This window comes from Planctomycetota bacterium (genome assembly GCA_035384565.1).
Classification (GTDB): domain Bacteria; phylum Planctomycetota; class PUPC01; order DSUN01; family DSUN01; genus DAOOIT01.
The window spans coordinates 1-12,432 of sequence record DAOOIT010000034.1; the positions used below are offsets into that span (position 1 = coordinate 1).

Sequence of the window (12,432 nt, forward strand, 5' to 3'; positions counted from 1 at the left end):
GTTTGAGCCGTAGCCCAGGGCGACCGAAGGGAGCCCTGGGGAGAGGCGGCCCCACGGATGAGCCCCCGAAGGGGGGCGATTCAAGGCGTGAAACGCCCCCTTCGGGGGCTTGGACGGGCGGGGACGTCCGTCCCAGGGCTCCCTTCGGTCGCCCTGGGCTACGGCCCGGTCGCCCGCGTTCGCGGGCTGCAAGGCCCTCACGTATGGGAGAAGACGAGGGCGCTGCCCTGGGATAGCCCAGGCGAGCCCTTCCGGCGCCAGAGAGAACCACCGTGCCTGCAATTCCGGCCCACACCCGCAAGCCTCGGGTTGACATTCCGGGCCTCGCACCCTATCGTGGGAGGCGGGAGGCCGCAAGCAGGAAGGAGAACGACCATGCGATTCCCGCGGGCACTGGCCGCTGTCGTCGTTGCCGCCGCTATGAGCACTGCCCGGGCAGCAGAGGCCCCGCTGAGGGTCGTGATGCTCTCGGGCTCGGGCGAGTACAAGTCGGACGAATCGCTCCCCGCCTTCGCCCGCCGCCTGGAGGCGGCCTTCAACGTCAAGGCCACCGTGCTCCAGGCCCAGGGCGAGAACGAGATCCCCGGCCTCGAGGCCCTCGACGCCTGCGATGTGATGCTGCTCTTCACCCGCCGCATCAAGCTGGGAGGCGACCAGCTCGAGCGCTTCAGGAAGTACTGCCTCGCCGGCAGGCCCATCGTCGGCATCCGCACCGCCAGCCACGCCATCCAGACCTGGCTCGAGCTCGACCGGGAGGTCTTCGGCGGCAACTACAAGGGCCACTACGGCAGCGGCGCGAGGCAGACCGTGGCCCTCCACCCCGACGCCAAGGGCCACCCCGTGCTCGAGGGCGTGAAGGGCTTCGAATCCGATTACAGCCTCTACAAGACCGCCCCCCTGGCCGCCGACGCCACGCTGCTGATGACGGCCAGCACGCCCCAGGCCGCCGCTGCCGAGCCGGCCGCCTGGGTGCGCGAGTACAAGGGCGCGCGCATCTTCTACACCTCGCTGGGCGGCCCCGCCGACTTCGAGGAACCCAGCTTCCGCCAACTGCTCACCAACGCCCTCTTCTGGGCCGCCCGCCGCAAGGTCGAGCCCAAGCCATGACGCGAGGCGGGGGAGAACGCCCTTTCCGGCAGAAGGAGCGCCCTGCCCCGCGCGGCCCTCCCCCGCAGGAGCCCTTCAGCCACGGGCCGTGCGGAAGGCGCCGAGCCGCCCCGCGCCGCCTTGGCACGGGACAGAGTCCCCTCGTTTCCCCCCATTGACGCGGAGCGACGGCTGGCGGGCCTGCCACGGCGAATGCGCTACTTGCGGGGCTTGCCCTGCGATTCGCGCCGGAGGATGTCGCGCTGGAAGCGCTGAAGGGCGGCCAAGGCGTCCAGCGGGGTGAGGTTGTCGAGATCGAGGCGCTTCAGTTCCTCGATCGTGTCGGCGTGCAGGGAGCCGAAGAGGGTGAGCTGAAGCTCCCGGGGGTGGGCGCCCACCTCGTCGAGCGTAGGGGCGAAGCGCGGCTTGTCGTTGGGCGTGAGCGAGGCGGCCTCGAGGTTGCCGAGGATCACTTTGGCCCGCTGGATGACCTTGCGGGGAATGCCTGCCAGCCGAGCCACGTGGATGCCGTAGCTCTTGTCGGCGCCGCCCTCGACGATCTTGTGCAGGAAGATGATCTCGTCCTTCCACTCGCGGACCGCGACGTTGTAGTTCCTGACGCCGTCGAGGAGGAGGGCCAGCTCGGTGAGCTCGTGGTAGTGGGTGGCGAAGAGCGTGCGCGCGCGCACGTGCTCGTGCAGGAACTCGCACACGGCCCAGGCGATGGACACGCCGTCGAAAGTGCTCGTGCCCCGCCCCACCTCGTCGAGCACGAGCAGGCTGCGCTCGGTGGCGTTGTTGAGGATGTTGGCGGTCTCGATCATCTCGACCATGAACGTGCTCTGGCCGCGTGCCAACTCGTCGCTGGCGCCCACGCGGGTGAAAATGCGGTCGGCCACGCCGATGTGCGCCCGCTTCGCGGGGATGAAGCTGCCCATCTGGGCCATGAGCACCAGCAGCGCCGCCTGGCGAATGTAGGTGGACTTGCCGGCCATGTTCGGCCCCGTGATCACGGCCATGCGGTTCTTGTCGCCGTCGAGCAGCAGGTCGTTGGGCACGAACTTGCCCGATTCGAGCGACACTTCGAGCACGGGGTGCCGCCCCTCCTCGATGCGCAGCGTGAGGTCGTCGGCGATCTCGGGCGCGCAGTAGCCGCGCTCGGCGGCCACGTGGGCGAGCGCCGCGAAGCCGTCAATCTCCGCCACCAGGGCGCCCACGCGCTGGAGCCGCTCGACCTGGCCCGCAATCTCGTCGCGCACCGCGACGAAGAGGTCGCGCTCCAGCTCCTTCGCCCGCTCGTCGGCGCCCACGATCCGCTCCTCCCACTCCTTGAGCTCGGGCGTGATGTAGCGCTCGGCGTTCTTGAGCGTCTGCTTGCGCGTGTAGCCGGGCGGCACCCTGTCGGCGTTGGCGTGGGTGACCTCGATGTAGTAGCCGAACACCTGGTTGTAGCCGACCTTGAGCGACTCGATGCCCGTGCGGCGGATCTCGTCGGCCTGGAAGCGCGCGAGCCAGCTCTTGCCGTCGCGGGCGATGGAGCGTTCCTCGTCGAGCTTCGCGTGGTAGCCGCTGCGGATGATGCCGCCGTCGGTCAGCGACGTGGGCGGGTCCGCCACGATGCTCCGCTCGATCAGGTCGCGCACGTCGTCGAGCGTGTCGAGGCGGGCCTGGATTTCGGCCAGATGCGGGCTGGTGCAGGCGGCCAGGCGCCCCTTGAGCGTGGGCAGGGCGTTGGCCGACTGCTTGAGCCCCACCACGTCGCGCGGGTTGGCGCGGCGGTAGGCGATCTTGGAGGCGATGCGCTCGATGTCGTGGACGTTTCGCAGGATGGTCCGCAGCTCGCCGCGCAGGAGCGGCTGGGCGACCAGCTCGGCCACGGCCTCCTGCCGCCGGCGGATGCGCGCGACGTCGCGGAGCGGATAGAGCACCATCTGGCGGAACAGGCGCCCGCCCATCGGGGTCACCGTGGCGTCGAGCACGCGCAGCAGCGTGGCGTCGGCCCGCCGCGTGCGCAGGGTCTCCACCAGCTCGAGGCTGGCCTGGGTGGCCTTGTCGAGGATCAGGTAGTCGCTGCGGAGGAAATGCTCGAGCCTCGTGAGGTTGCCCAGGCTGCCGCGCTGGGTTTCGGCCAGGTAGTCCAGCACGGCGCCGGCGGCGCCCAGCCCGGCCTTGAGGCCCTGGCAACCGAAGCCCTCGAGCGAGGCCACGCCGAAGTGCTCGAGCAGCGCCTTGCGCCCGCTTGCGGGGTCGAAGGCCCAGTCGGGCCGCGGCGTCCAGTGCGTGTGGAGCAGCGGGCGCAGGGGCTCGAGCACGCTGTCCTCGGTGCGGTACTGGCTGTCGGGGAGGAGGCACTCGGCGGCGCCCACGCGGCCCAGCTCGTCGAGCAGTTGCCCCGGCTCGACCTCCTGGACCAGGAACCGCCCCGTCGAGAGGTCCACCCACGCCAGGCCGCACTGCTTGCCCAGGGGCGCGATGGCGGCGAGGAAGTTGTTCGCCTTGGCGTCGAGCAGCGACTCCTCGGTGAGGGTGCCGGGCGTGACCACGCGCGTCACGTCGCGGTCCACCACGCCCTTGGCCTCGCGGGGGTCCTGAACCTGGTCGCACACGGCCACCTTGTGGCCGGCCACGATGAGGCGCTTGAGGTAGGTGTCAATCGAGTGGTAGGGAAAGCCCGCCAGCGGCACCGCGCTCTCGCCGTGGGCGCGCGAGGTGAGCGTCAGGCCGCACACGCGCGACAGCGTCTTCGCGTCCTCGAAGAACGTCTCATAGAAATCGCCCATGCGGAAGAGCAACACCGATCCCGGGTGCTCTTTCTTGAAGCGGGCGTACTGCCGCATGGCCGGGGTCGCGGCCTCGGGCAGGTCGTCGTTCGCGAAGAGCTTCTTCGTCTCGGCCATCGCCTTCCTCGACTCTCGGCCCCCTCCATTCTAGGTTGGGCCTGCGTCGAGTCAAATCCCGCGGGTTTGCGCTCTGCCCGCCCGGCGCGGGGAGCAGGGCCGGACGGGCCGCCCGCCCCGCTCGGGTCTCGCGGCGGACAGGTCAGTGCTTGACGGCCTCGAGGGCGTGGCGGAATTCGTCGGCGCTGCGGAACCGGCGCGCGGGGTCGGTGGCCACCGCGCAGGCGATCGCGGCGTCGAGGTCGTGCGGGCAGTCCTCGCGGAGGCTCCGCAGCGACTTGGGCTTTCGCGTGCCAGCCGTGCGGGTGAGTTCCGGCAGCGAGGCGACGGGGTACGGGAAATCGCCCGTCAAGAGGCGGAAGCAGGTGACGCCCAGGGCGTAGACGTCCGTCTGCGCGTTGCCGGCCACGTTGGCCACGAGGCACTCGGGGGCCACGTACCGCACGGAGCCCACCACGTCGCAGTTCCTGACCACGGTGGTGAGGCCGGCCACGTCGAGGCTCCTGGCCAGGCCGATGTCGGCCACCTTGAGGATGCCGTCGCGCGTGAGGAGGAGGTTGCTGGGCTTGAGGCCGCCGTGGACGACGCCGGCGCTGTGGGCATAGGCCACGGCGCTGGCGGCGGCGATGGCGTAGTTCACCACGTCGCGCACGGGCAGCGGGCCCTGGCGCTCGAAGAGCGCGCCGAGGTCGCCGCCCTGCGCGTACTCCATCGAGATGAAGGTGTGCCCATCGGCGCGGTTCATGTCGTAGATACGGATGATGTTCGGGTGCGAGAGCTGGCCGCTGGTGCGCGCGTCGCGCAGGAAACGCGCCACGGCCTCGGGGTCGGCCGTCAACTCGTCATGCAGGATCTTGAGCGCCACGAGCCGCCCCATCGAGAGCTGGTCGGCCTTGTAGACGGCCCCGATGCTGCCCTTGCCGAGGAGTTGCACGATCTCGTAGCGGCCGATCACCTGCCCGAGCAGTGGGCAGCCGCTCACGCAGGCGGCGCAGTAGACGCGGGTCTGCGTCTGGCGGGCCGTAAGCAGCGCGTCGAGGGGAACCATCTTGCCGCACGAGGCGCACAGATGCGGGGGAACGCTCTGCGGCTCCTCCACCGGCGGCGCCTCGCAGCGGAACAGGAGCTGGGCGAGGCCCACCTGGAGGCGGTCACCGTCCCTGAGGCGCGCCTCGCTGATGCGCGCTCCGTTCACGAAAGTGCCATTCTTCGAGCCCAGGTCGCGCACGAAGCAGCCATCGGGCGTGGTGCGCACCTCGCAATGCAGACGCGAGATCTTGCTGTCGTGAATCTGGATGACGCAATCGGCGCTGCGGCCGATGGTGACCGGCTTCTCCCCGTCGGCAGCGAACTGGCTGACCGGCTTGTCGTCCTTGAGGAGGATGATCGCGGCTCGCAAGGCGGCACAGGCTCCCAACCAGGGTGAACGAAGCACCGGCAGCGTCGGAGCCGGTGGCGGCTGGCGCGGGGGATGCCGCGCCGACCCGCTCCTGGCGGGCCGGCGCGGCGAGAGCCCTCCGGTTGTGGGCCACTGGCGTCCGGCAGCCGCGGTTACCGGGCGATTGTCGCGGCAAAGACATGGATCAGCGAGCAGAAGGGCAGCTTGATGGACTTCAGCTCGCGGTTCGCATCGAGGGGGATCGCCACCACCCAGATGCGGCACTTCTTGTCTTCCTTGGCGAACTCGCCCTTGCCCTCGGAGTCCACGGCGACTCGCTGGGCGCTCTCCACGCCGATCTTCTCGCCGAACTGCGCGTCTTTGCACCAGTCGGTCACCTTCAGGTCGGCCTGCACGGCGCCGTCGGCGTAGTTGATCGTGATCTTCTCCTGCTGATCGGCATCGGTGGCCGTCACGAGCAGATGCAGTTCCTTGGCCTTGCCATCGAGGGCGATGGTCTGCCCCGCGCAGGCCACGTTGTTCTTCTTGCCCTTCTCCTTCGCAGGGAAGTCGAAGGCCGTCTTCACATCCTTGGGCTCGAAGGTGCCGGCGTTGGGCAGGTTCTCAGCGGGGAACGACTGCTTCCACTGGTCGAAATCGGAGTCCTTGCGATCGTCCTCGCCCGTGATGCCGTCGTTGTTGTAGAGGGCCGAGAGGTCGAGGGCGAACAGGCCGGGCTTGAGCTCCTTGAGGGCGGCCTTAGGCTTAGGCTCCGGCTTCGCCTCCGGCGCCACGACCGGCTTGGGCTCAGGCTTCACCTCGGGCACCGGGGCGGGCTTCACCTCGGGCACGGGGGCCGCCTTGGGCTCCACCTTGACCTCCGGGGCCTTCTTCTCGGCCACGGGCACCCGCACTTCTACGGTGCCGGGGGCCTTCTTGACCGCAGAGGCGCCGGGGCCCCCCGTGCAGCCGACCATGACGACGGCCAGTGTGAGCACAACCGCCAGACATGCTCGCAACATCCCGCGCTCCTTTCCCAAACACCGGTTGAAGGGACCTGCCTTGGGATTCTCCGCCCCCCGTGCCGTGCGAGCCCGGGTCGGGCACGCCCATTATACCAATCGCAATCGCAATGTCCAGCATCCCGGGCGGGATTCCCGCGCATCAGCCGGTGGCCTTGCCCAGGAGGCGGCGGATCTCGGCCTTCAGTTCCTCGTCCTTGCAGCGCTGCAAGGCGGCGTTGAGGGCCTGGATGGCCTTCTCGCGCGCTCCGCTCACGCCGCGGCGCCGGGCCCCAAGGTAGAAGCGCCCGGTGGCCACGTAGGGCCGGGGATCGTCAGGGTTCGCCTTGCACGCGGCCTGGAGCAGCGCCTCGGCCCGGGCGGGCTCGCCGGCCAGCAGCAGGAAGCCCACGGCGCCCAGCGTCGGCGCCAGATCGCCGGGGGCCGCCTTGGCCTTGGCCTCGTAGGCCGCGGCCTTCTCCTGCACCGACGTGCCGGCTCGCTTGTAAAGGGAGGCGATGGTGGACCGGATGAAGCTGCTGTCGAGGTGCTCCGCCGCCAGGCCGGCCAGCGTCGCATCAATCCGGTCCTGAAGCGTGCTCACGAAGGCCGCGTCGCCATAGGTGAAGTGGTCGTTGAAGTAGATCTTCGCCAGGAGTTGCACGAGGCGCGCGGCGTACGGCTCGGGCTGCGAGGTATCGCGCTCGGCGATCGTGATCTCGATGGCCTGAGCCAGGTGCTCCATGCAGGCGTCAATCTTGTGCTCGAGCAGGTACAGGTGCGCCACCTCGGCGTGGTAGGCCACATTGTTCGGGTCCTTCTTCAGCTCGGCCTCATAGTAGCCCACCTCGCGGTGCCCGAGCGTGGCCTCGACCGTGGCCGTGTCGCGGGGCGGCACGGTGACCTCCTGGTGCCAGTCGGCGAAGTTGGTCTTGCTCAGGCGCAGGCTGTAGGTCTGCGGCTCGAGGTCCTCGAGCCGGAGCGGGGTGTTGCCGCGGTACTCGCCGTCGAGGTGCACCGAGGCGCCTTCGGGCCTGGAGCGTACCACCAGGATGCCGCGTTCGGCGACCCGCAGGACGGCGTGGACCGGTCCGGCGCCGCGCGAGCCGACCTTGAGGGCCGTGCGGTAGACCTCGTAGCCGGCCTTCTGGATGCGCAGCACGTGTTCTCCCGTGGGCACTTCGAGGTTCTGAAGGGGGGTGGGGCCGCGGAACTCGTCGTTGATGAACACGCTGGCGCCGCTGGGCTCCGAGGTGATCTCCAGCGAGGCCCGCCCGGGCACCAGGCCGAACAGGCTGAACCCGCCCTCCTTCTTCGAGGTGTCCCAGCTCACGCCCTTGCCTTGGGGCACCGCCGCGCTTCGGCCGGGGCCGAAGAAGAACAGTGCGCCGAAGGCGACCCCGGCCGCCAGGGCTGCCAGGGCCAGGACGGCCATCGCGGCGCGCAGCGCCCGGCGCCGCAGCGGCAGGGCGCCGGCGGCCACCACCGTGCGGCGCGTGGGCTGCACCAGCACCTGCACCGTCGTGGTGCCGATCTGCACCAGCGAGCCATCGGGGAGCCGGGCCTTGTCCACCTGCTTGCCGTTGACGTACGTGCCGTTCTTGGTGTGGAGGTCCTCGACGAAGATCCCGTCGGGCCGGCACGTGATGGCGCAGTGGAGGCGCGAGGCCCAACTGTCCAGGATGCGGAAGTCGCTGCCGTCGCCGCGGCCGAGCAGCACGCGGCGCCCCTCGCGCAACTCCATCGAGGCGCCCGCCTGCGGCCCGTCCAGGATGCGCAGTTGCACCGCCATGGCTGGTCCCGTCGCAGCAGGTCCCCCCGTCGCGCCCGCGAGCCCGGCGGCCCCAGGCTACGGCTCGAGGCCCTGCGGCACGTAGTCGGGGTCGTCGGTCAGCAGGATGACGTCGAAGCGAGGCCCGTCCTCGCGGTTCAGGATCTCCAGCGTGTGCTCACCGGCGGCCAGGAAGAACCGGTGTGGCTGGCCTCCTTCAACCACGGAACTCCAGGCCCAGCGGACCGGCTTGCTGTCCGAGCCGCCCACAATGAACCCCTCGGTGTGCGGACGCCCCACCTGGTCGAAGCGCACGAACAGCGTGTCGCCGCACGAGTCGTACCACTTGCGCCGGATCCAGAACGTGTAGTTGCCGGCGACGGCCACCTTGAACTTGTAGACGGCCCGGGCGAACTTGGGCGGAACGCCCAGGCTCGGGTCGGGGTCGGGCACGCCGGCCTTGTCGGGGATGAAGATGCACTTGCCGCCGGAGGCCTCGGGGTCCTCCACGATCCGCATGACCTTGCCGCCGACGCCCGGAAGGGCGTCGTCGGATTCGATCTGGACGGCGTCCTCGGCCTCGATGCGGATGCGCTGGAAGTTGTCGGCGAACTCCACGCCGCCTGCCTTGGGTGCGCCCGGCTTGGGGCTGGCCACGCGGCCCTTGGCGGCATCGGGCGATTCGTCCTGCGAGCACGATGCGCACAGAACGCTCAGGCCGGCCAGCGTCGCGCACAGAACCACTCGCCTCAGCCTCGACCTCATTCCTTGGCTCCTTTGGGCGCTTTCTTCCCTCAGGGCCAATATAGCAGCGGCCCGACGGGGAGTCAAGGCGGACGGGCCTGGCACCTACTGGCGTAGCTGCCCGCTGCCGTGAACGACGAACTTGTAGCTCGTGAGTTCCTCGAGGCCCATCGGCCCGCGGGCGTGCAGCTTGTCGGTCGAGATGCCGATCTCGGCCCCCAGGCCGAACTCGAAGCCGTCGGTGAACCGCGTCGAGGCGTTCACGTAGACGGCCGCCGAATCCACCCCCTGCACGAACTTGTCGGCCTCGCGCACGTCGGTCGTCACAATGGCGTCCGAGTGCGCCGACCCGTAGCGGGCGATGTGCTCCATCGCCGCCTCGGTCGAGTCCACCACGCGCACGGCCAGGATCAGGTCCAGGTATTCGGCATACCAGTCGTCCTCAGTGGCCGCCTTGAGGCCGGGCACGAGGGCGCGGGTGCGCTCGCAGCCGCGAAGTTCCACCTTCGCCTCGGCGAACCGGCGGCACACGGCCGGCAGAAAGCGCTGGGCGATTGCCCCGTGGACAAGCAGCGTCTCCATCGCGTTGCACGTGGCGGGCCGCTGGCACTTGGCGTTGAGGCAGATCTCCTCGGCCATCGCCAGGTCGGCCGAGGCGTCCACATACACGTGGCAAACGCCTTTGTAGTGCTTGATGACGGGAATGGTCGCCCCCTCGACCACGCGGCGGATCAGCCCTTCGCCCCCGCGGGGAATCACCACGTCCACCAGCCCATCGGCGGTGATCAGCGCGTCCACGGCGGCGCGGTCGGTGGTCTCGACGAGCGCCACCGCCTCGGCGGGCAGGCCGGCCGTCCCCAGGCCCTCCTGAAGCACGCGCCAGATGGCCACGTTGGAGGCCAACGCCTCCTTGCCGCCGCGCAGGATCACGCCGTTGCCGGCCTTGAGACACAGGCCGGCCGCATCGGCGGTGACGTTGGGCCGGCTCTCGTAGATGATCGCGATGACACCGAGCGGCACGCGCACCTTGGCGATGCGCAGGCCGTTGGGCCGCACGCTGCCGCCGATGATGGCCCCCACGGGGTCGGGCAGCGCAGCCACCTGGCGCAGGCCCTCGGCCATGGCGGCGATGCGCTTGTCGTTCAGGCGCAGGCGGTCGAGCAGTGCGGCCGAGAGGCCCGCCGCCTCGCCCGCTGCCAGGTCCTTGGCGTTTTCGGCCTTCAGCCAGGCGGCCTTGGCCTCCAGGCCGCCGGCCATCGCCCGCAGGGCTCTATCCTTGGCAGCGGACGATGCGACGGCCAGTTGCCGGGCGGCCGATTTCACGCGCGCGGCCAGCGCGCGAATGCTCTCGCGGGTGTCCATCGGGCGCGGCTCCTCGTCGGGACAGCGTGTGCGGTGGTTCAGTACTGATTATAGCCGCCGGCGGGCGAGTTGTCCAAGAAGGGAAGGAGGGTACGACAATGTGGACAACGTTGACATGGTGGACTGGGTGGACGATGCCTGAGAGGATGAGCTCTTGGGCGTCCACAGTGTCCACAATGTCCATCATGTCCACCCGGCCCGCAGGCAAGTCGCATCCCACCCCCTCGTCCCGGGTCAATTCCCCTGGCCGAGCACCTTGGCGAACTGCTGCTCGAAGAGCCGGGCGTAGAGGCCGTGGCGGGCGAGAAGCTCCTGGTGCCCCCCCTGCTCCACCACACGTCCCGCGTCCATTACGACGATCTTGTGCGAGCTGAGGATGGTGGAGAGGCGATGGGCGATGATGAGCGACGTGCGCCCCCGCAGCAACTGCGCCAGCGCGTCCTGGATGAGGGCCTCGGAGGCGGCGTCGAGGCTGCTCGTCGCCTCGTCGAGGATGAGGATGGGCGGGTTGGTGAGCAGCGTGCGAGCGATGGCGAGCCGCTGCTTCTCGCCGCCCGAGAGGCGGAAGCCGCGCTCGCCCACCACCGTGTGGTAGCCCTCGGGCAGGGCGGCGATGAAGTCATGAATGTTCGCCGCGCGGCACGCGGCCACGAGGTCGGCCTCCGTCGCCTCGGGCCGGGCGTAGAGCAGGTTCTCGCGCACGCTGGCGTGGAAGAGAAACGTCTCCTGGGTCACCATGCCCATGTGGCGCCGGAGGCTGTCCTGGGTGAGGTCGCGCAGGTCGTGGCCGTCCAGCGTGATGCGGCCTGCGGCGGGGTCGTAGAGGCGCAGCAGGAGATAGGTGAGGGTGGTCTTGCCCGAGCCGCTGGGCCCCACGAGGGCCACCTGCTGGCCCGGAGCGATCTCGAAGCTCACGTCGCGCAGGGCGAAGGGCTCGGGCGCCCGCGCCGCGGGCTCCGGGCCGTTCGCGGCCTCGCCGGCCGGGCTGGGCAGCGGAGGATACGTGAAGCTCACGCCCTCGAAGACGATGTGCCCCGACGTGCGGTCCAGGGACTTCGCCCCCGGCTTGTCACGAACGTCGGGCTCGATATCCAGGTAGTCGAAGATGCGGTCGAAGACGGCGACGGCGCCCTGGAGGTCCACGTAGACGGAGGCGAGCTGGACCACGGGCCGATAGAGGAGCGTGAGGAGCGCGGCGAAGGCGACAAGGAGGCCGGCAGTGAGTTCCTGCCGCATCACCTGGTAGCCGCCGAACCAGAAGACGAGCGCCGGCCCCATCGCACTGAAGACGCTGAGGATCATGAAGAGCCAGCGCCCGACCACGGTCTGGCGGATGTTGAGGTCGCGCACGCGGGCGCTCTGGTCGGCGAAGGCCCGGGCGTCGGGCTCGCGCTGGCCGAAGATGCGGGTGAGGATGGCGCCGCTCACGTGCAGCCGCTCCTGGATGAAGGCCAGAAGCGCCGCCTGGCTCTCCTGGGCCTCAGCCGACAGCCGCCGGCGGATGGAGCCGACGATCTTCGACGGCAGATAGAACGCCGGCACCACGAGCACGGCCACCACCGCCAGGCGCCAGCTCATCGAGAGCAGCGCGATGCACGTCGCCACCAGGGTGGCCACGTTGCCCGCAATCGCCACCAGGGTGCCCGTGGCCACGCCCTGCACGGCGTTGACGTCGTTGTTGATGCGTGCGACGATCTCGCCCGACCGCGTGGCCGTGTAGAAGCGCAGCGAGAGCTGCTGGAGGTGGCGGTAGAGCTCGTTGCGGAGGTCGAACAGGATGCCCTGCCCCGCCCGAGCCGTGAGCGATTGCTGGAGAACGCCGATCAGCCCGGTAATGACGGCGAGGCCCACCATCGCGCCCGCGAGGAGGCTGAGGAGCCCCACGTCGCGGCGGGGAATCGCGCGGTCGAGTATCTGGCTGACGCAGAAGGGCGGGAGCACGTTGAGGCCGGCCGTGACCGCGATGCACCCGAGCACTACGGCCCACAGGCCCCAGTAGCGGGCGAAGTAGCGCCCGATGCGGCGCAGCCGGGCGCGCGTCAGGCGCGGCGGCGGGCCCTCCACCCCGTCCTTCGTGAAGTGCTGCTGAAGCCCATACGTGCGAGTCAGCCCGCCCACGGTGCTCAGCGAGCTTCGCCAGCCGCCTTCCATCGTCCATCCTCTCTGCGTCGCCGAGGCAGTATAGTCTTGCCC

At 69.9% G+C, this 12,432-nt stretch carries 8 protein-coding genes; 1 reads left to right on the top strand and 7 read right to left on the bottom strand.

Annotated features, from left to right (window positions below; translation table 11 throughout):
* Window positions 1–375 precede the first annotated feature (375 nt).
* Window positions 376–1,107 carry a ThuA domain-containing protein gene (locus tag PLE19_13635; GenBank protein ID HPD15989.1) on the top strand — a complete coding sequence of 244 codons (732 nt, stop codon included), beginning with the start codon at window positions 376–378 and terminating at the stop codon, window positions 1,105–1,107.
* Window positions 1,108–1,304: 197 nt separating this feature from the next.
* Here the strand turns inward: PLE19_13635 and mutS are convergent, their stop codons facing one another.
* The 7 genes from mutS to PLE19_13670 form a co-directional block, all read right to left on the bottom strand.
* Window positions 1,305–3,983 (bottom strand): DNA mismatch repair protein MutS, encoded by a 2,679-nt coding sequence (gene mutS, locus PLE19_13640; protein HPD15990.1) that lies wholly within the window; start codon window positions 3,981–3,983, stop codon window positions 1,305–1,307.
* 142 nt (window positions 3,984–4,125) lie between these two features.
* Window positions 4,126–5,382, bottom strand: a complete 1,257-nt coding sequence (locus tag PLE19_13645) for an FHA domain-containing serine/threonine-protein kinase (GenBank protein ID HPD15991.1) — start codon at window positions 5,380–5,382, stop codon at window positions 4,126–4,128.
* 152 nt (window positions 5,383–5,534) lie between these two features.
* Window positions 5,535–6,383 (bottom strand): hypothetical protein, encoded by an 849-nt coding sequence (locus PLE19_13650; GenBank protein ID HPD15992.1) that lies wholly within the window; start codon window positions 6,381–6,383, stop codon window positions 5,535–5,537.
* A 142-nt stretch (window positions 6,384–6,525) separates the two neighbouring features.
* Window positions 6,526–8,154: a PEGA domain-containing protein gene (locus PLE19_13655; protein ID HPD15993.1), complete on the bottom strand. Its 1,629-nt coding sequence runs from the start codon at window positions 8,152–8,154 to the stop codon at window positions 6,526–6,528.
* A gap of 57 nt (window positions 8,155–8,211) precedes the next feature.
* The gene (locus PLE19_13660) at window positions 8,212–8,898 is read right to left on the bottom strand and encodes a hypothetical protein (protein HPD15994.1); all 687 of its coding nucleotides are present in this window, start codon (window positions 8,896–8,898) and stop codon (window positions 8,212–8,214) included.
* Between the two features lie 84 nt (window positions 8,899–8,982).
* Window positions 8,983–10,239 carry a glutamate-5-semialdehyde dehydrogenase gene (locus PLE19_13665; protein ID HPD15995.1) on the bottom strand — a complete coding sequence of 419 codons (1,257 nt, stop codon included), beginning with the start codon at window positions 10,237–10,239 and terminating at the stop codon, window positions 8,983–8,985.
* 234 nt (window positions 10,240–10,473) lie between these two features.
* Window positions 10,474–12,390 (bottom strand): ABC transporter ATP-binding protein, encoded by a 1,917-nt coding sequence (locus PLE19_13670; GenBank protein HPD15996.1) that lies wholly within the window; start codon window positions 12,388–12,390, stop codon window positions 10,474–10,476.
* Between the last annotated feature and the right edge of the window lie 42 nt (window positions 12,391–12,432).